This is a genomic window from Streptomyces sp. AP-93, assembly GCF_022808175.1.
Lineage (GTDB): Bacteria > Actinomycetota > Actinomycetes > Streptomycetales > Streptomycetaceae > Streptomyces.
Genome location: NZ_JALGBX010000006.1, coordinates 301,130 through 319,686, shown reverse-complemented (window position 1 = coordinate 319,686; position 18,557 = coordinate 301,130). Strand labels below are relative to the sequence as shown.

The following is an 18,557-nucleotide window of genomic DNA, read 5'->3' as shown; positions in this document are numbered from 1 at the left end:
CAAGATCACATGAAACCACGTGACACGGGCCGGGGCCCGGGAGCGATGAGACCGCTTCCCGGACCCCGGGTATCACGTGTGCAGCGGGTCGGACCAGGCCTTACGGCGCGGTCTTGACCTCGATCTTCTTGGCGATGATGTCGGCCTTGGCCTTCTCGACCGCGGCGACGACGTCAGTCATCTCCTTGTACTTCGGGTTGGAGTCGGCCAGGCCGACGCCGTCCTTGTCCAGGCCGTAGCGGACCTCGCCGGACTCGGGCTTGCCGTCCTTGACCGACTTGATCAGGTTGTAGACGGAGTCGGCGACATCCTTGGTGACCGAGGTCAGGATGAATTCCTTGTACTTCGACAGACCGGCCTGGTTGTACTGGTCGGAGTCGACGCCAATGGACCACTTGCCCTTGGCGGCGGCGGCCTCGATGGCACCGGAGCCGGCCAGACCGGCGGCCGAGTAGATCACGTCGGCGCCCTTGTCGAGCTGGCCCTCGGCCGCGGCCTTGCCCAGGTCGGGCTTGGCGAAGCCGTCGAAGTTCGGCGGCTGGGTCAGGTACTGGGTGAGCACCTTGGCGTTCGGGTTGGTGTCCTTGACGCCCTGGGCGAAGCCCGCCTCGAACTTCTTGATCAGCGGAACCTCGACACCGCCGATGAAGCCGACCGTGCCGGTCTTGGACGCCTTGGCGGCGGCGACGCCGGCCAGGTAGGAGCCCTGCTCCTCGTTGAAGACGAGGTTGGCGATGTTCTTCGCGGTCACCGAGGTGTCGTCGATGATGCCGAACGTGGTGTTCGGGAACTTCTCGGCGACCTTCTTGATGGCCGGCGCGTAGGCGAAGCCGACGCCGATGACCGGGTTGTTGCCCTTGCGGGCCAGCTCGGTGAGGCGCTGGACCTTGTCGGCCTCGCCCTCGCCATCGGTGGGCTCCGCCTCGGCGCCCTTGACCTTGAGGTCCGTCTCGGCCTTCGAGAGGCCCGCGTAGGCGGCGTCGTTGAACGACTGGTCGCCGCGGCCACCGATGTCGTACGCGATGGCGGCGGACCCCTCCGAGGAGGTGGAGGCGGACGAAGACGAGTCCGAGGACTTCTTACCGCCACAGGCGGTGGCCGAGAGGGCGAGCGCTGCGGACGCGATGCCCACGGTGGCGATCCGAGTGATCCGGCGCAAGGGGAGGCTCCTTCAAAACCTGACCGAAGCGCCACGACCGGCGCTGGTTTCGCCGCGATCGTAACGCGCGTAGATGTCAGTTAAAGGCCCGTTCATGAGTCGTTATCGGATCGTCGTGAACCAGACAGTGACCGGCCGGTAACTCGCGACTCGCCCAGCCCTTGCGTACCAAGGGCTGGACGTTCCCGCCGGATCATCCACCGATGTTGTACGGATTCCTAGCCTGCGGACCCCGCGAGCCTGGCGCGTCGCCCTTCGAGGGGGCGGCCGTCGAGCAGCACCGCGGCCGTGAAGAACTCCACGCCGACCCCGATCGCGGCCTCGTCCACGTCGAAATCCCCCCGGTGCAGATCCCGCTTCGCGGTGTCCCCGGGCGTACGGACACCCAGGCGCGCCATGGCTCCGGGGACGTGCTCCAGGTACCAGGAGAAGTCCTCGCCGCCCAGGCTCTGCTCGGTGTCCTCGACCGAGTCGGCCCCGCACCGGGCGCTCATCGCCTCGCGCAGCAGTTCGGTGACCACCGGGTCGTTGACGACCGGGGGGACGCCGCGCACGTAGGTGATCTCCGACTTGGCGCGGTGCATCGAGGCGATCTCGTCGATGATCGCGTGGATCTGGTCGGGGGCCTCGTGCCAGGAGGCCAGGTCCAGGCAGCGAACGGTTCCGGACAGTTCCGCGTGCATCGGGATGACGTTGCAGGCGTGGCCGGCCTCGATCCGGCCCCAGGTGACCGACATGCCGGAGCGGGCGTCCATCCGCTTGGTCAGCAGGGCCGGCAGGTCGAGGGCGAGCCGGGCGGCCGCCGTCACCAGGTCGGTGGTCAGGTGCGGACGGGCGGTGTGCCCGCCGGGCCCGTCGAGGGTGACCTCCAGCCGGTCGCAGGCCGAGGTGATGGGCCCGGTGCGCAGGCCGATCCGGCCGGCGTCGACCCGGGGGTCGCAGTGCAGGGCGATGATCTTGCCCACGCCGTCCAGCACCCCGGAGTCGATCGCCTCGGTGGCGCCGCCGGGCAGCACCTCCTCGGCGGGCTGGAAGAGCAGCCGCACCGGGCGGGGCAGCTCGCCGCGGCGGTCGAGCTCGGCGAGGACGAGACCGGCGCCGAGCACGACGGCGGTGTGCACGTCGTGGCCGCAGGCGTGGGCGCGGTCCGGGACGGTCGAGCGGTACGAGACGTGCGTCTTGGCATCCGGGATGGGCAGGGCGTCGATGTCCGCGCGCAGGGCCAGCATCGGCCGTACGCCGTCCCAGGTCCCCACGTCACAGATGAGTCCGGTGCCCGACTTCAGCACCCTCGGGCGCAGGCCCGCTTTCTCCAGCCGGGCCTTGATCGCCGCCGTGGTGCGGAACTCCTGGTGTCCTAGCTCGGGATGCATGTGCAAGTCCCGGCGGAAGGCGATCAGTTCGGCACGCAGGTGGTCCGGAAGCTTGCCGGGCAGCTCGGGCCGGTCGGGCGTGCCGGGCAGGGCGGTCTGGGACTCGCGGGACATCAACTGGTTCACCCGTTTAAGGGTAGGCCCACCCATGGGTCAACTGGCTGGAGATCACCAAAAGTTCATGCCGTTAGGGGAAAGAAACCCGGCCTCTGGACGCATGACCGGATGAAGCCGCGGGTAAACTCGCGCGCTCACTCATGCACTCATCCGGCCGCCGAAGCCGTCTGAGCAGGAAGTCTGTGCACATCACGGGCGGTGTCGGTGACCCCGGCGAGGAAACCGCGGGCCCGCTCCGAGGCCGACGCGGTGAGCCAGCTCGGATCGACATCGCATACGGCCACGGTCACGCCGGTGCCGATCAGCGCGTAGGGCAGGGTGTGGACGACCGTGGAAGGAAAGCTGACGATCGTACGGCCGACCGGGCCCCGCCTGGCGATCAGCTCCAGCGGCAGGTCGGGACGTACGATCTCCAGCCCGGTCGCCTCGCTCAGGGCGCGCAGCTTCTCCGGGGATTCCCGGCGGTGGGCGAAGTAGCGGGTGGCCCCGTGTTCCAGGGTCAGGGCGCGCACCGCCTCCAGGTAGCGGTCCGGGTCGACCACGCCCGTCTCCACCAGTGAGGTCCCCACCAGGTCGGTGCCCTTGGTCAGGCGGGGCGGGCCGAAGCGGGCCCGGGTCCACGCGAAGTCGTTGAGCCGTACGGTCATCCCGCCGTGCGCGGTGACCGGCATCGAGCTGAACACCTCGATGCGGCGGCGGCCGCCCTGGCCCGGGGTGAAGCGCCGCCGGGCCGTCGCCGAGACCGGCGCGTACGCCAGCTCGCGCAGCCGGCCCGGGAGCCCTCCGCCGCCGACCCGGTGCCAGCGTACGAGGCGCTCGCCGCGGGCCGTCTGGGCGACGAACTCCATGGTCGCGGTGCCGTCGTCGACCACGACGAGCTCCTCGGCCCGGACGAGGGTGAGCAGGAGCTGCACGTAGCGGGAGAACGGATCCCCTATCACCACCCGCTCGGCCGCCCGTACCTCCCGCGCGAGCGCGGCGAAGGCTTTGAACGGCGCGAACCGGCCGCCGCGGGCCTCCTGCCACCGCACCTCGTGCCCCTCGTCCCGGGCCAGCCCCGCCATCCGGCGCAGCTGCCCCCGGGACATGGGGTCGGTGGGCGGGAGCACCACGATCCGCAGGCCCTCGACCGAGCCCGGCCCGGCCGGCCCCGGCTCGGTCCCGCCGCCGCGGGCCGGCTGGCGCGGGACGACTCCGAGGAGCCGGCCGGCGCCTTGGGCGTGCGCCCACTCCAGGACGTTGAGGAGCTGGACCGGGCTTTCGACGAAGGCCAGGGTCGGGGCGGGGGCTGAGGGGGTCACCACGTGCTCCTCGTCAGAGGGTGGATGGGAACGGTGCGGCCGGCGGCACGCCGGACGGAGTCCGGCGCAGCGCGCCGAAGCCCGGGAGGCCCGCCAGGGCCGAGCGGTGCGAGGGGTGCGTGAAAAATCAGACCGCGGCGAGCTCCCCCTGGACGCGGCGGAGCTTCTTCATCGGGCCGAGCTCGGACTCGTACACCCGCTTCACCCCGTCCCCCAGCGCAGTCTCGATCGTGCGGATGTCGCGGACCAGGCGGGTCAGGCCGCCCGGCTCGACGGAGGCGGCCTGGTCGGAGCCCCACATCGCGCGGTCGAGGGTGATGTGGCGCTCGACGAAGGTGGCGCCCAGCGCGACGGCGGCCAGGGTGGTCTGCAGGCCCGTCTCGTGGCCGGAGTAGCCGATCGGGACGTTCGGGTACTCCTCCTGGAGGGTGTTGATCACCCGCAGGTTGAGCTCCTCGGCCTTGGCCGGGTACGTCGAAGTGGCGTGGCAGAGCAGGATGTTGTCGCTGCCGAGCACCTCCACCGCGTGCCGGATCTGCCTCGGGGTGGACATGCCGGTGGAGAGGACGACGGTGCGGCCGGTGGCGCGCAGGGCGCGCAGCAGCTCGTCGTCGGTCAGCGAGGCGGAGGCGACCTTGTGGGCGGGGACGTCGAACTTCTCCAGGAAGGCGACGGCCTCGGTGTCCCACGGGGAGGCGAACCAGTCGATGCCGCGCTTGGCACAGTGCTCGTCGATGGCGCGGTACTCGTCCTCGCCGAACTCCACGCGGTGGCGGTAGTCGATGTAGGTCATCCGGCCCCAGGGGGTGTCGCGCTCGATGTCCCACTGGTCGCGGGGGGTGCAGATCTCGGGGGTGCGCTTCTGGAACTTCACGGCGTCGCAGCCGGCTTCGGCGGCGGCGTCGATGAGGGCGAGGGCGTTGCCGAGCTCGCCGTTGTGGTTGATGCCGATCTCGCCGACGACGTAGACGGGGTGGCCGGGGCCGGCGATGCGGGAGCCGAAGGTCCGGAGGCGGGGGGTGGGGGTGACCGTCATGGCAGGGCTGTCCTTCGGAGCGTGGGGTGTACGAGGAGGTGCGGGCGCGGGTGCGGGCACTGGGGTGTGGAGCGGGGTGGGGACGGGTGCGGGGGCCGGTGGGGCCACGGGGGCGAGTACGGGTACGAGGGCGCGGGCGCGGGCCAGGTCGTGGGGATCGTCGATCTCCAGGACCCGCGCCGGATCGGTGGCGACCGGGACGGTCCGCCCGAAGAAGCGGTGGCGGGCCGTCCGGAAGCCGGCGGCGTCCATGGCGTAGGCGGCGCCGGTCTCCAGGAGGTCCTGGGGGCGGTCCTGGCGGCGGGGCCGGTACGAGGTGTCGTGGTTGACCCCGGTCCCGGAGCCGTCGGGAGCCGCCCGCCAGAGGAAGCCGTGGAAGGCGGCCGCGGTGAGCGCGGAGTCGGCGGCGCCGGACGCGACGGCGGCGGCGACGGACTCCACGTCGGAGGCGGTGACGAAGGGGCTGGTGCACTGGACGAGGAGGACCACGTCGACGGTGACGGAGTGCAGCTCCTCGAAGGAGTCGAGCGCGTGCAGCACGGCGGCCTCGCTCGTGGCGGTGTCCCCGGAGATCCCGGCGGGGCGCCGCAGCACCACGGCCCCGGCTCCGCGGGCGGCGTCGCCGATGGCCTCGGAGTCGGTGGACACGAGGACGTCGGTGACGGTCGCGGCCCCCAGGCAGGCCCGGACGGCCCGGACCACGAGCGGCATCCCGCCGACGTCGGCCAGGTTCTTCCCGGGCACGCCCTTGGACCCCCCGCGTGCGGGGATCACGGCGAGCACCCTGGGCACGGTGCGGGCCTCACGGACGGTGGCGGTGGCGACGGCGGTGGCGGTGGCGACGGCGACGGCCGAGGTGGCGATGGCAACGGCCGAGGTGGCGGTGGCAGTAGCGACTGCCGCGGTCGCGGTCGAGGTGCCCCCTGCGGCGGGCACACCGGCTCCGGCCGGGCGGGGGCTCACAGCTCCCCCAGGCGGCGGATCACCGGCGCGACGCGCTGGACGCCGTGGCGGTAGGCGCCGCGGGCGGCTTCGCGCAGGTGGGCGCGGAGCCGGCGGCGCAGCCGGGACCCTCCGGCGCCGGTCCGGGCGACGCCGGGCAAGGGGCGCCCGTCGGGGCCGAGATGGTGTCTGGCCAGGATCCCGGGCAGGTACCCCGGCGCGGTGTCCTGCGTGTAGTAGGGCGCCACGGCCGGGAGCGGTCCGGCGCCCAGCAGCTCCGTGAGGCGTGCCCGCGCGGCGGCGTAGGGGTCGTATGGCTCGTCGGGGTCGTGCACGCCGGCCGGTCCGGGCAGTCCGGTTGCACGGCTGCCCACGCCCTGGGCCGCCAGCCAGTCCGGGTCGGCCTTCGGGAGCAGACCCGCGTCGAGCTGGGTCCAGGAGGCCATGCAGCCGGAGCCCAGGAAGTGGTGGTTGCCGAGGATCTCGCGGACACCGAGGTCGGTCAGGACGGCCGTCGGGATGCCCCGGTGGAGGGATTCCAGGGCCGCCGTGGAGGAGACGGTGACCAGCAGGTCCGTGGTGTCCAGGACCTCGCCCATGTTCCCGTACACCAGACGGCAGTTGGAGGGGAGGCCGCCGGGGAGCTGCTCCGCGAGGCGCTGGTACGGGAGCTCCTCCAGGTGCGTGGTGTGCTCCCCCGGGCGGCTGCGCAGTTTGACCAGCACCTCGCGCCCGGGGTGCAGCCGGGCGTGTTCGGCGGCGCGGCGCAGCAGGTACGCGCGGTCCGCCCGGCTGTCGGGCACGGACGGCTGGACCGCGAAGACCACCCGGTGGGCCGTGGCCCCCACGGGCTCGTACGACGGCCCGCCGTCCGGTGCGAGGAAGGGCAGGGCGCTCTCCACGACGGCCCCGGCATCGGCGCCGACCCCCTCGTAGACCGCGCGGAACCGCTCCGCGTCGTGGCGGGAGTTGGCGAGGACCAGGTCGGCCCCGTGGCGCAGCAGCAGGCCGTCGGCGAGTTTCTCGTAGACGACTCCGACGTACCCGGTGACGAACGCCGGCCGGGCGGCCGGCTCCGGCCACAGGGCCCGGGCTCCGTGCAGGACGGCCTGGACGGCGCCGCCGACCAGGGCGAGGACGATCACGTCGTAGGGCTCCCGCTCCGGCGCCGTCAGTTCGGCGAGGAACTGCGCGCAGGTGACTTCGGTGAGCCGGTCCGCCGTGACCCCGACTTCGCCGAGCTGGCGCGCGGTGGGCGTGGCCCGGCCGCGGAGCAGGTACCCGGTCAGGCGGACGGAGTCCGGCTCCGGGGCGAGACGGCGCGCGGTGAGCGCTCCCCATTTCCAGCGGGTGTCGGAATCGGCGAGTACGGCCACACGGAGGGCGCGGTTGCTTGCTGGCACCCGGCAGAAGTTATTCCGGCTTTTCGGTGATCGGCCCAACGAACGCACAACAGCGGGTTAACAACCCGTCGACTCAATGCGAAAGCGTGCGGGTTAACGCTCCCGCCGTGCGTCGTTCACATGGAATCCGCGTCCGGGCCACGGTCAATGCCGAACTGCGCCCTAATGTCTCGCTAGTGCTCAAGCTCTCTGTTGTCGTGCCGTTCTTCAACGTGCAGACGTATGCGCCGGATGCCCTGAAAAGCCTCGAACTCAACGCTCGGGACGATTTCGAGTTCCTGCTCGTCGACGACCGCTCCACGGACGGGACGCCCGCCCTCCTGGAGCGGGCGGCCCGCGAGCTGCCCGGCGCCGTGCACCTCAGACACGAGCGCAACGGCGGTCTCGCGACGGCGCGGAACACCGGTCTGGACGCGGCCCGCGGCGAGTACATCGCCTTCATGGACGGCGACGACTGGCTGGCGCCGGGCCACCTGGCCCGGACCCTGGCCGCCATCGAAGCCCTGAAATGCGATTTCGTCCGTACCGACCACGTCCAGTGCACGGGCAGGACGCGCATCGTCCAGCGCGTCCCCTACGGGCCGGAGTCGGTGGTGGCCGATCCGCGCACCGGAATCCTGCCCGTCTCCCGCGCGACCTCGGTGGACTATCCGTACGCCTGGGCGGGGATGTACCACCGGCGGCTGCTGGACCGCGGGCTGCTGCACTTCACGGACGGCCTGCGGACGGCGGAGGACCGGCCGTGGATCTGGCGGCTGCACCGGGAGGCGGCGTCCTTCGCCCCGGTCGGTCTGCCCGGAATCTTCTACCGTCGCGGGGTGGCGACCTCGCTGACGCAAATCGGAGACGAGCGGCAGCTCGATTTCATTCGGGCATTCGATCAGGTGCTGACCGAAACGGCCGCCGACCGGGAATCCGGGCTCCTCCTCCCGAAGGCCGTCCGAACATACTGTGCAATTATCGCGCACCACGTCGGGTCCATCGAAAGGTTCGAACCACCCGTGGCCAGAAAACTCCGCTCGATGAGCACGGCCGCACTCGGCAGAATGCCGCAGCAGCTCCTGGACCAGACCCTGGACTCGATGGACGCCGACCGCGCGGCCCTGCTCCGCCGGCTCCGCCGGCGCGCCGCGGCCGGATCCGCCCCCGCGACCCCCGCCGCGCCCGCCGGGGTGACGGCGTGAACGTCACCCAGATCTTCCTGGCCTCCACCCTCTACGGCACGGCCACCCTCGCCGCCGCCCTCGACGCGGACCTCTTCCCGCCCGCCGGCCGCCGGATCCTGCTGACCAGCAACCACTCCGTCACCGCCGAGGTCACCCCGGGCCTGACCGCCGCACCCGGCTTCGCCTCCCTGAGCACCCGTTTCGACGAGGTCCTCGACTGGAACGCCGTCATCGCCCCGCAGCACCCCAGCACCTGGAGCCCGCGCCCCGAAGACGTCCCGCTGTGGGAGCGGCAGTTGCGCTCCTTCTGGGGCCTGGGCACCGACCGCATCGAGCTGATCGTGGAATCGCTCCAGGTGCCGCCCGCCCAGAGCCTGTGCCGGCTCTTCCCCGGGGCGGCCATGGAGGTCTACGCCGACGGGCTGATGAGCTACGGTCCGACCCGCTTCCGCCTCGACCCCGGGCTCGGGATGCGCGTACGGCGGGTGCTGCACCTGGACCTCGTACCGGGCCTGGAGCCGCTGCTGCTGACCGAGTTCGGCGTACGGGCCGAGGCGATCCCGGCCGCCGCCTTCCTCAAGGTCATCGGCGAGCTCGAAGCGGCGGTCCAGACGGCGGTGGAGCTGCCGCCGGAGCCGGCCGGCGCGGGCGCCGGGGGCCCCGCGCTCCTGCTGGGCCAGTACCTCTCCGCCCTCGACCTGGTGCCGGCCGACGAGGAGGAGCAACTGCACGTGGAGATGGTCCGCGGCGCGCACGCGCTGGGCCACCGCGAGATGGTCTTCAAACCGCACCCCAGCGCCCCCGCCGCCTACTCCCGGCGGGCGGAGGAGGAGGCCGCGCGGCTCGGCGTCCGGCTCACCGTGCTGACCGCCCCGGTGCTCGCCGAGACCCTCTACGAGCGGCTGCGCCCGGCCCTGGTCGTCGGCTGCTTCTCCACGGGACTGCTGACCGCCGCCACCCTGTACGGGCTCCCGGTGGCCCGGACCGGCACGGGAGCCGTACTGGCGCGCCTGTCCCCGTACCCGAACAGCAACCGGATCCCGCTCGTGCTGGCCGACGCCCTGCTGCCCGACCTCGCGGACCCCGCGGCCGTACGCTCCTGGACCCCGCCGGGGCCCGAACGGGTGGCGGCCGAGCTGGCGGGCCTGGTCACGGCGGTGGGCTTCACCATGCAGCCCAAGATCCTCGCGGAGCGCCGCACGCAGGCCGAGCGCTGGCTGGCCTCGAACCTGACCCCGGACACCTGGCGCTACTTCAGCCGCGGCCGCCTGACCACCCTGGGCCTGCCCGGCGGCATCCCGGCGCAGCTGTCCTTCCTGCCCCGCAGCCGCGCGGCCCGCCGGGTGGCCCGGCTGCTGCGCAGGGCGGTCGGCTGACCGCGGTCGGCCGACCGCGGCGGGCTCGCCCGCAGCGCCCGGCGCCGCGAGGCCGGATCAGCTCACGGCGAGCTTCGCCGCGAAGCCCAGGAACAGCACGCCCGCAGCCGAGCTGGCCCCGGCTGCGAGCCGCTTGCGGCGCCGGAAGGCGGCGGCCAGGCGGTTCCCGCCGAAGATCAGCGTGGTCAGGTAGAGGAAGCTGGCGATCTGCATCAGGCTGCCCAGCAGCAGGAAGGACAGCGCCGGGTAGGCGTAGGCCGTGTCCACGAACTGCACGAAGAAGGACATCAGGAAGAGGATGGCCTTCGGGTTGAACACGCTGATCAGCAGCGCCCGCCGGTAGGGCCGCTCGGTGTCGCCGGCCTTCACCCCGGCGGCGGCCGCGCTCGCCTCCGGGGCGGCCTCGCCGGCCCCGGCGCGCTCGCGGCGGGCGCGCCACATGGTCCACGCGCCCCGCAGCATGCCGATGGCGAGCCAGGTCAGGTATCCGGCGCCGAGCAGTTTGACGACGCCGAACACGATCGGGCTGGTCTGCAGCAGCGCCCCGGCTCCGACCGCGGCCAGGGTCATGAGCAGGGCGTCTCCGGTGAACACGCCGGCGGCGGCCCGGTACCCCTGGCGGACCCCGCCGCGCGCGGCGACGGAGAGCACGTAGAGCGAGTTCGGCCCCGGCAGCAAAATGATCAGCACCAGGCCGGCGAGATACGTCGGAAGATCTGTGACACCCAGCATGTGCAGGAGTGTCCCATGAGGACACACCTGTCGCGCCACTGCATTTCACGGACTGGGACCACTTCGCGATCAGCCACGGTCACCAGCCGGAATCAGCCGGCACGTACGTCCCCCACACCTCCCGCAGCGCCCCGCACACCTCCCCCACCGTGGCCCTGGCCCGCAGCGCCTCCCGCATCGGATAGAGCACGTTCTCCGTGCCCGCCGCCGCCTCCCGGAGCGCCGCCAGCGCCTCCTCCACCGCCGCACCGTCGCGCCCCGCCCGCAGCGCGGCCAGCGCCGCCCGCTGCCGGTCCTCGATCGCCGGATCCACCCGCAGCGGCTCGTACGGCTCCTCCTCGTCCAGCGCGAAGCGGTTGACCCCGACCACCACGCGCTCGCCGCTCTCGGTCTCCCGGGCGATCCGGTACGCGTTCCGCTCGATCTCCTCCTTCTGGAAGCCCGCCTCGATCGCGGCCACCGCCCCGCCCATCGCCTCGACCCGCGCCATCAGGTCGAGCGCCGCCGCCTCCACCTCGTCCGTCATCCGCTCCACCGCGTAGGACCCCGCGAAGGGGTCGACGGTGTGCGGCACGTCCGTCTCGTACGCCAGCACCTGCTGGGTCCGCAGCGCGAGGCGGGCCGACTTCTCGGTGGGCAGCGCGATCGCCTCGTCGAAGGAGTTGGTGTGCAGCGACTGGGTGCCGCCCAGCACGGCGGCCAGCCCCTGCACGGCGACGCGCACCAGGTTGAGCTCCGGCTGCTGCGCCGTCAGCTGCACCCCTGCCGTCTGGGTGTGGAAGCGCAGCATCAGCGACTTGGGGTCCCGGGCCCCGAACTCCTCGCGCATGACGCGGGCCCAGATCCGGCGGGCCGCGCGGAACTTCGCGACCTCCTCCAGGAGGGTGGTGCGGGCGACGAAGAAGAACGACAGCCGGGGCGCGAACGCGTCGACCTCCATCCCGGCGGCCAGCGCGGTGCGTACGTACGCGATCGCGTCGGCCAGCGTGAAGGCGATCTCCTGCGCGGGCGAGGCCCCGGCCTCGGCCATGTGGTAGCCGGAGATGGAGATGGTGTTCCAGCGGGGGAGCTCGGCCCGGCAGTAGCGGAAGACGTCGGCCGTCAACCTCAGGGAGGCGCCGGGCGGGAAGATGTAGGTCCCCCGTGCGATGTATTCCTTCAGGACGTCGTTCTGGACCGTGCCGGTCAGCAGGCCGGGCTCGATCCCCTGCTCCTCGGCGACCAGTTGGTAGAGCAGGAGCAGCAGCGCGGCCGGCGCGTTGATCGTCATCGACGTGGACACCCGGTCGAGCGGGATCCCGTCGAACAGCACCCGCATGTCCTCGACCGAGTCGATCGCGACGCCCACCTTCCCGACCTCGCCGCGCGCGAGCGGGGCGTCGGAGTCGTGACCCATCTGGGTGGGCAGGTCGAAGGCCACGGACAGCCCGGCGGCGCCGCCCGCGATGAGCTGCCGGTAGCGGGCGTTGGACTCGGCGGCCGTACCGAACCCGGCGTACTGGCGCATGGTCCAGGGCCGTGCGGTGTACATCGTCGGGTAGACGCCCCGGGTGTACGGGTACTCCCCCGGCTCCCCCAGGTCGGTCGCGGGGTCCCAGCCGGCGAGGTCGCCCCGGCGGTATACGGGCGCGATCGGGATCCCGCTCTCGGTGTGCCGCTCCATGTGACGCGCTCCTTCGTGGATCCGAGGGGCTCGGGGCTGATAAAACGTCCCCGCGGCGGCCGCGCGGCGGCCGCTGGTCACAATGGCGCAACATCGCGGCCGTCCCTGCAACTGACCACGCCCACGTCGCATCACCTAGATACACACGTAGAAATCGGGGGACCGCAATGCACCGCCAGAGAGTAATAGTTCGTGCCCTGGGCCTGGCCACCGCCGTCGCGCTCGCCGCGACCGCCTGCGGTCCGCAGAAGACGGAGTCCACGGGCTCCGGTTCTTCCGCGCCCGCATCGCCCACGGCGGTCGCCTCTCCCGACGCCTCGCCGTCCACGGACGCAAAGCCGGGCGACGCCTCGCCGTCGGCCTCCCCGTCCCCGTCCGCGTCGCCGTCGCCTTCCGCCTCCGCATCGCCTTCGCCGACCGTGAGGCAGATCATGGCGAACGGCCACGACAGCGAGCTGGTCCGCGAACTGCAGGCCCGGCTGCGCCAGCTCAAGCTGATGTCGGTCGCTCCGACCGGTTTCTACGGTTCGAAGACGACCGCGGCGGTCAAGTCCTTCCAGTCGAAGAACGGCCTGTCCGCCACCGGCGGTGTGGACGAGCCCACCTGGAAGAAGATCCAGAACGCCACCAAGAAGCCGACGGCCGCCGAGCTGCGCCCGCCGACCGTCAACGAGCCGGACGCGCCCGACGCGCGCTGCATGACGGGCCGGGTGATGTGCATCAGCAAGGAGAGCCGCACCCTCGCCTGGATGATCGACGGAAAGATCGTCTCCACGCTGGACGTGCGCTTCGGCTCGGAGAAGACCCCGACCCGCGAGGGCGAGTTCAAGGTGGAGTGGAAGGCCAAGGACTGGACGTCGACGATCTACCACACGCCGATGCCGTACTCGATGTTCTTCAACGGGGGCCAGGCCGTGCACTACTCGGCCGACTTCGCCGCCCGCGGATACGCCGGCGCCTCGCACGGCTGCGTGAACGTCCGGGACAAGGCCAGGCTGGCGACGCTGTTCGACGCGGTGAAGGTCGGCGACAAGGTCGTCGTCTACTGGTGACCCGCCGGCGGCCGGGAGCAGGGACGTCCGGTGCGGGCGTCCACGGTCGGAAGTTGAGGGCGCGGGCGGGATCGGGGGAACGAATCCCGCCCGCGCCGGTTGCGCAGAGCCCAGGGGTACGGGGGGAACCCCGGCTCATGCGCGCCGATGACCAGTCGGCTCGTTATGTACTGCGCCACCGGTTCGAAAAGTGTTACAGCGGGGGTTCGAACCGTTTCAGGCCAGTGTCCGGTACCCGGTCCTCAGCGGTGACTGCCCGCGTCCGGGAGCTTCGGCGGAGCCGTCCCGGCCGGGACCAGTTCCAGCGAGCGCGACGGGGACTCCGCCCCCGGGGAGGAGCCCGGGCCCGGCGGCGAGCCCGGCGCGTCCGCGCCCGATCCCCCGCCCGTGGCCACGTCGAGCACCACCTGGCAGTAGCGCGGGACCCGCAACAGCCCCTTGGCCAGGCGCACGAGCTTCTCGCGGCCGGCCTCGTCGATCCGCCCCGACCGGTAGTCCCGGCACAGCTCCACCGGTCCGGTGCGGCCCTCCCGGTCCCGGTCCCGGTCGCGGTCGCCGGGTCCGGTCGTCTTGCCGTCGGTGCCGCCCTGGAGGGAGCGGTCGCGGCCGTCCCTGCTGCCGGCCGACCCGTTCGCGGACGGTTCCGTGCCGGTGCCGCCGATCGCGCCGGCGACGCCGTCGGGTCCCGTCGTCGTACGTCCATCCGTGCCCGGGGTGTTGCCCGGGCTCGGGCTGCCGCTCGGGCCCTCGCCGCCCTGCGGCTCGGTGGTGCGCAGCGGCGCGAAGGGTGTCGCGTACCCGCCGTCCCCCGAAGCCCCGGAGGAGGAGCCGACCGACACCGAGACGGCCGGCACCCCGCCGGCGGAGTCCCGGGCGTCGCGGTCCAGCAGTCCGGTGCCCGCGGCGGCGGCCAGGCCGCCCACGGCGACGCTCGCCACCGCGGCCGCGAGGGCGAAGCGGACCGGCCGGCCGCGCCGGGAACGCTGTCCGGCCGGGCCGGCGGGCGGGCCGAGCTCGACCACCGTGTCCGCGGAGCCGAACAGCGCGGCGTCCGGAGACCGCGTCTGGGGTTCCGCCTGGAGTACGGAGCCGCGCGCGCGGAACGCGGCGACCGCGGCGGCTTCTCCGCGCAGTTCCCCCGGGAGCCCGCCCGAGGCCGCGGGCGGCGGCTCGGCGAGTGCTTCGAGGGCGGCGCGCAGCCGCTCGGACCGGGCCCGGGCATGGTGCTCGGCGCCAGGTGCGGCCGGTTCTCCGCGCAGCAGTCTGTCCGCCGCGGCTTTGTCCAGCCACCTGTCGCGCTCGTCGGCCATCACATGTCCTTCTGCGTCCGCCAACGTGAATGCGTCACACCGGTTTGTTCTACGAGGCCCGCGGCGCGGGCCCGCTGCGCCGGTACGGCGTCGAGGTCCCGCCCGTCCCCGGCGCCCCGTGCGCGACTCGCGTCATTATCGCCGAGGCCGCGCCGGCGTCCGGAGCCGACGCCCACGGCGGAGCCGGCGCCGGACCCGGGGCCGGACCCGGGGCCGGACTCGGGGCCGGAATCCGGGCCGGAATCCGGTTCGAAGTCCTCGTCGGCGTGGAGCAGCTCGGCGAGCTTCTTCAGGCCCCGGTGCGCGGCGGTGCGTACCGCGCCGGGTCGCTTGCCCAGGGTCTCGGCGGCGCTCTTGGCGTCCAGTCCGACGACCACCCGCAGGACGACCGCCTCGGCCTGGTCCTGCGGGAGCTGGGCTATGAGTTCCATGGTGCGGCAGGTGGAGAGGGACTCCATGGCCTCGCCGGCGGTGTCGGACTCGGCGGCGTGGCCCGTCAGCTCGGTCTCGTCCCCGCCGACGGCAGGGCGGCGCCCGCGCATCCGGATGTGGTCCAGGGCGCGGTTGCGGGCGATGCGGGCGGCCCAGCCGCGGAAGCGGTCGGCGTCGCCGGTGAAGGAGTCGAGGTCGCGGGCGATCTGCAGCCAGGCTTCGGAGGTGACGTCCTCCGCGTCGCCGTCGCCGACGAGGGTGCGGACGTATCCGAGCAGGCGCGGGTGCACGGCGCGGTACACAGAACGGAACGCGAGCTCGTCGCCGTCTTGTGCCGCGAGCACCGCGGTGGTCAGCTCCGCGTCGTCCCCCAGCAAAATCCCCAACCCGTTCACAGTCCCGTTTGTGTGGCGCAAATCAGCACGTTACGGCTTTCAAGCACCTTCGTCCACGAGTTGTACAACGTGCAACCAGCCCTGCGCGGAGCGGGGTGTGACACAAAACGCACCGAGGACGCTGACAGGGGTGCGGGCTTGTCGCACGAGTCCGCGACGGATGGCGGCCGGGGCCTCTCCTGTGGGGGGTGGCGGCCTCGGTCGCCCTCCCCTATTTCCGCCCTCTGACCAGGCAATATGTCGGGCGCTGCTCGCCTCTGTGACCAACCGCGTAACCAACGCGTCTAGCGACTCATCCGATCCGTCCCAGACCGATGCGCTGCGCCGTCCCCGAGGCCAGCTTGCGCGCCCCCTCTACTCGACGCTTACCGTACTGGGCCATCGTGTAGCCGGGTGAGTGATGCCTCACGTTCGCGGAAACCTCCACGGGGTTCTCCCCCGCCTCCAGGTCGTTCGTGACCTTGCTGTGCCGCCAGTCGTGGATACGGAACCTCTCGGGGAGATCCAGCCGCCGCCTGGTGCTTCGCCACCGGGCACTGACCTGGCCGGCGTCCTGTGCCCGGCCGGGCGTGATCCCGCCCTTATAGAGCATGTATCCGTCCCGCGCGAAGATCAGGTCGTTGTCTTCCCACAGCGGGCCGAGCCTCTCCCTCCACATCTCCTGGCGCTCCTGCTGCACCTTGAGCACCCCCATCAGCGCTTGGTCGACGTAGATGATCGCGTTGTCGTCTCCGTCCTTGGTAAGGCGGCGCAGGACGCTCTTGTTGCCCACCTCGACTACGACCCATTCCAATTCGATGGCGCAGTCTTCCCAGTGGACGAGGTCCCACTTCATCCCCAGAGCCTCGCTGCGCCGGACACCAGTCGCCGTGTACGTCGTCCACAGGGGTGCATCACGGGTGCAGAAGTGCAGGGGTCCGCAGCCTCGCTGTCCACACCGGGTCCAGATGTCCTCAAGGAACCGGGCCGAACTGGCATCGTCGAGCGTCACATACCTGCGCTGCTGGGCCTTGATCTGCCGGACGGTGGGCGGATTGGCTGTGGCCGCCGGATTGACCGGGATCAGCTTCTTCGTGACCGCGGCCTCGAACGCACCCGACAGGATGTTGTGGACGTGCCGAACGGACTTGGCGCCGAGCGGATTCCCCTTGTTCGAGGGGCACGGCGCCGTCTCCAGCATCCGATACAGGGCGTCGAGGTCGTCATCGGTGACATCCTTGAGCTTCTTCGACCCCAGGTGCGGCTTTATGTGCAACCGGATCTTAGTTTCGTACGCTGAGCGCGTGGTGTCTTCAACCCGATGGCTGACGAACCACTTATCCATCCATTCGCCGAGTTTCATTTCCGACCGTGGCGCGATAGTCCCTGCCTCGTGATCCGTCAGCCATCTGCTAAGCGCTCGACTGGCCTCCGTTTTCGTTGCATACTCGCGCCCGATCCAGAAGCGCACCTTCTTCCCCTGAGTTGGGTCGTAGTGAAGGGGCGTCCGCACGCCCCAAGTGTTTGACCTGCCACGTCGCGGTATCTCCACCGGCGAACCTCCCAGGCCGTTACCCCTCTTGGACACTCATGCCCCTCCTTTTCGTTAACCCGAGCAGGCCCGGCTTGCATCATTTCACCCGACGCGACGGAATCGCTAAATAATTTGCCGGTCGAGCCAATCACTCAGGTCTCCCCGTCGACAACGAAGACCGTTGCCGACTTTCTTAAATGGAATTCCCTGACTGCGCCAATTTGCATACACCCAGCTCTTCGGCTTCGCCAAATATGTCGCGACCTCATCGAGAGACATGAGGGGAGGCGTATCACCGCTCATGCTGGTCCCCCTGAAGCCTGCGAATGGCAGCCCCAATCTGGGCCGGGTCGTCGACGCCGAGCAGCTTCGCGACCCGTCCGAGCATCTCCGCCGGATCAACCGCCGGGGGCTGCTGGACAGGGCGCGAGTACACCCGGCACTCTTGCCCGCTGATGCCGAGGACCCAGCCCCAGCCGTTCTTCAATGCCGTCTCCCTGGCCTTCAAGCGGCGACTCCGGAGTACTCCGCGCGGGAGAGGGATGTCAGGTGGTACATGCCGTGCTCGCATTCGTAGTAGCGGTTCTCGAAGGTGATCCCGCGACCGGTCCCTCGACGTTCGGCCACACCGCGCCGCTTGGCCTGAGCCTTGCCAAGGGCTCGCTCGGCGGCTCGCGGATCGGGGTAGGCCCGCTTTGATCCGCAGGGGCAGGCCCTGAAGTCGATGGTTCTGATGGTCATCTCGTTCTCCTGTTCCTATTTCTGGAACCCGTCGCAGGGGCAGGTGGGTATCTGGCAGGCACCCCGGGCGGCGGAGGCCGCCGAGTGGGCGAAGGGGGCGTGGCCGCACTCGTCGTGCTGGCAGTAGCCCTTCCACTTCTTGCCGTCATGATTGGCGAGCATCACGCCGGGGCTGTGCAGCGGGACGATGCGCCCCGTACCGCCGAAGGCCATCTTGGAGGCGAAGCTCTTGGCCTCGGACTCGTTACCGAAGGGGGCGAAGTTCAGGCCGCGGTGACCGTCGCTCCATGTGTGGACAAGGGCCACCCAGTCGCGCATCTGGAGGATGGACCCGATCTCCTTGATCAAGGCCTTTGCCATCTGGTCGGCGTTGTCGAAGTCGGGGTCTTCCAGGACCGCCTTCACCGCGTCGACTTCCTCGCGGCGCGGGGTGATCCTCATAGGCGCCCTGCTGGCGCGAGGAGCCGCTCAAGGCGGCCCAAGACTTCAGGCAGGGCGCCGGCCGCCGCGCCGGAGCGGATGTCGGCGACGACGCTGCGCAGTTCGCTCCTCAATGCCGGCATCGTCAACGGACCGGTGAGATCCGCCACGAGTTCCGCCGTCTCCGAGGTGGGTTCGACCACCTCGACGGGGAATCTGAACCAGTCGGAGTCCAAGGCCCAGGTGTAGCCGATGACTTGCCAGCCGCCACCTTGGGCCTTGAATCCCGCGTCGCCGTCAGCATCTCGAATCTCGGTGCCGACCGGCAGCTCATCGAGAACGGCAGGGTTGTTGATGGGGTTGTTGGTCACTGCGTCCCCTCCTTCTGGCGAGAACACTATTACAATCACCTCATCAGTTCAACTC

At 71.2% G+C, this 18,557-nt stretch carries 18 protein-coding genes and 1 pseudogene; 3 read left to right on the top strand and 16 right to left on the bottom strand.

Translation table 11 applies throughout. The annotated features are described in order from the left end of the window. Window positions 1-100: 100 nt before the first annotated feature. From MTF69_RS13180 to MTF69_RS13150, 6 genes and pseudogenes are all read right to left on the bottom strand, one after another. Window positions 101-1,159, bottom strand: a complete 1,059-nt coding sequence (locus tag MTF69_RS13180) for a BMP family protein (protein WP_243333742.1) — start codon at window positions 1,157-1,159, stop codon at window positions 101-103. Window positions 1,160-1,377: 218 nt separating this feature from the next. Next, complete coding sequence (locus tag MTF69_RS13175; RefSeq protein WP_243333864.1) at window positions 1,378-2,646, bottom strand: amidohydrolase; 1,269 nt, start codon at window positions 2,644-2,646, stop codon at window positions 1,378-1,380. Between the two features lie 149 nt (window positions 2,647-2,795). Continuing rightward, on the bottom strand, window positions 2,796-3,950 hold the full coding sequence (locus MTF69_RS13170; RefSeq protein WP_243333740.1) for a hypothetical protein: 1,155 nt from the start codon (window positions 3,948-3,950) through the stop codon (window positions 2,796-2,798). A gap of 127 nt (window positions 3,951-4,077) precedes the next feature. Then, on the bottom strand, window positions 4,078-4,986 hold the full coding sequence (locus MTF69_RS13165) for an N-acetylneuraminate synthase family protein (RefSeq protein ID WP_243333862.1): 909 nt from the start codon (window positions 4,984-4,986) through the stop codon (window positions 4,078-4,080). A gap of 420 nt (window positions 4,987-5,406) precedes the next feature. Further along, a pseudogene (locus tag MTF69_RS13160) lies at window positions 5,407-5,760 on the bottom strand (cytidylyltransferase domain-containing protein); the annotation flags it as partial. A 185-nt stretch (window positions 5,761-5,945) separates the two neighbouring features. Continuing rightward, window positions 5,946-7,331: a DUF6716 putative glycosyltransferase gene (locus tag MTF69_RS13150; RefSeq protein ID WP_243333737.1), complete on the bottom strand. Its 1,386-nt coding sequence runs from the start codon at window positions 7,329-7,331 to the stop codon at window positions 5,946-5,948. A gap of 176 nt (window positions 7,332-7,507) precedes the next feature. On the opposite strand from MTF69_RS13150, the gene MTF69_RS13145 reads away from it, so the two are divergent. Next, complete coding sequence (locus tag MTF69_RS13145) at window positions 7,508-8,515, top strand: glycosyltransferase family 2 protein (protein ID WP_243333736.1); 1,008 nt, start codon at window positions 7,508-7,510, stop codon at window positions 8,513-8,515. Then, window positions 8,512-9,873: an alpha-2,8-polysialyltransferase family protein gene (locus MTF69_RS13140; protein ID WP_243333734.1), complete on the top strand. Its 1,362-nt coding sequence runs from the start codon at window positions 8,512-8,514 to the stop codon at window positions 9,871-9,873. Before MTF69_RS13145 ends, MTF69_RS13140 begins: the two co-directional genes overlap by 4 nt. A gap of 57 nt (window positions 9,874-9,930) precedes the next feature. On the opposite strand, the gene leuE is transcribed toward MTF69_RS13140, so the two are convergent. Next, on the bottom strand, window positions 9,931-10,605 hold the full coding sequence (gene leuE / locus MTF69_RS13135; RefSeq protein WP_243333732.1) for a leucine efflux protein LeuE: 675 nt from the start codon (window positions 10,603-10,605) through the stop codon (window positions 9,931-9,933). A gap of 79 nt (window positions 10,606-10,684) precedes the next feature. Next, a complete protein-coding gene (locus tag MTF69_RS13130; RefSeq protein ID WP_243333731.1) occupies window positions 10,685-12,268 on the bottom strand; it encodes a methylmalonyl-CoA mutase in 1,584 nt (527 codons plus the stop codon). Window positions 12,269-12,435: 167 nt separating this feature from the next. Here MTF69_RS13130 and MTF69_RS13125 point away from each other — a divergent pair, with 167 nt between their 5' ends. Next, window positions 12,436-13,320, top strand: a complete 885-nt coding sequence (locus MTF69_RS13125; RefSeq protein ID WP_243333729.1) for a L,D-transpeptidase family protein — start codon at window positions 12,436-12,438, stop codon at window positions 13,318-13,320. Window positions 13,321-13,562: 242 nt separating this feature from the next. On the opposite strand, the gene MTF69_RS13120 is transcribed toward MTF69_RS13125, so the two are convergent. From MTF69_RS13120 to MTF69_RS13085, 8 genes are all read right to left on the bottom strand, one after another. Beyond that, window positions 13,563-14,630, bottom strand: coding sequence for a hypothetical protein (locus tag MTF69_RS13120; protein ID WP_243333727.1), 1,068 nt, complete (start codon window positions 14,628-14,630; stop codon window positions 13,563-13,565). Continuing rightward, window positions 14,630-15,439 carry an RNA polymerase sigma factor gene (locus MTF69_RS13115; protein WP_243333860.1) on the bottom strand — a complete coding sequence of 270 codons (810 nt, stop codon included), beginning with the start codon at window positions 15,437-15,439 and terminating at the stop codon, window positions 14,630-14,632. The genes MTF69_RS13120 and MTF69_RS13115 overlap by 1 nt, the downstream gene beginning before the upstream one ends. 310 nt (window positions 15,440-15,749) lie before the next feature. Then, a complete protein-coding gene (locus MTF69_RS13110) occupies window positions 15,750-16,799 on the bottom strand; it encodes a site-specific integrase (RefSeq protein ID WP_243333726.1) in 1,050 nt (349 codons plus the stop codon). 294 nt (window positions 16,800-17,093) lie between these two features. Continuing rightward, window positions 17,094-17,249, bottom strand: coding sequence for a helix-turn-helix domain-containing protein (locus MTF69_RS13105; RefSeq protein WP_243333724.1), 156 nt, complete (start codon window positions 17,247-17,249; stop codon window positions 17,094-17,096). Window positions 17,250-17,262: 13 nt separating this feature from the next. Beyond that, window positions 17,263-17,478 (bottom strand): hypothetical protein, encoded by a 216-nt coding sequence (locus tag MTF69_RS13100; protein ID WP_243333722.1) that lies wholly within the window; start codon window positions 17,476-17,478, stop codon window positions 17,263-17,265. Next, on the bottom strand, window positions 17,475-17,711 hold the full coding sequence (locus MTF69_RS13095) for a hypothetical protein (RefSeq protein WP_243333720.1): 237 nt from the start codon (window positions 17,709-17,711) through the stop codon (window positions 17,475-17,477). The genes MTF69_RS13100 and MTF69_RS13095 overlap by 4 nt, the downstream gene beginning before the upstream one ends. A gap of 15 nt (window positions 17,712-17,726) precedes the next feature. Then, window positions 17,727-18,152 carry a hypothetical protein gene (locus tag MTF69_RS13090; RefSeq protein ID WP_243333718.1) on the bottom strand — a complete coding sequence of 142 codons (426 nt, stop codon included), beginning with the start codon at window positions 18,150-18,152 and terminating at the stop codon, window positions 17,727-17,729. Continuing rightward, on the bottom strand, window positions 18,149-18,502 hold the full coding sequence (locus MTF69_RS13085; protein WP_243333716.1) for a hypothetical protein: 354 nt from the start codon (window positions 18,500-18,502) through the stop codon (window positions 18,149-18,151). The genes MTF69_RS13090 and MTF69_RS13085 overlap by 4 nt, the downstream gene beginning before the upstream one ends. Window positions 18,503-18,557 lie beyond the last annotated feature (55 nt).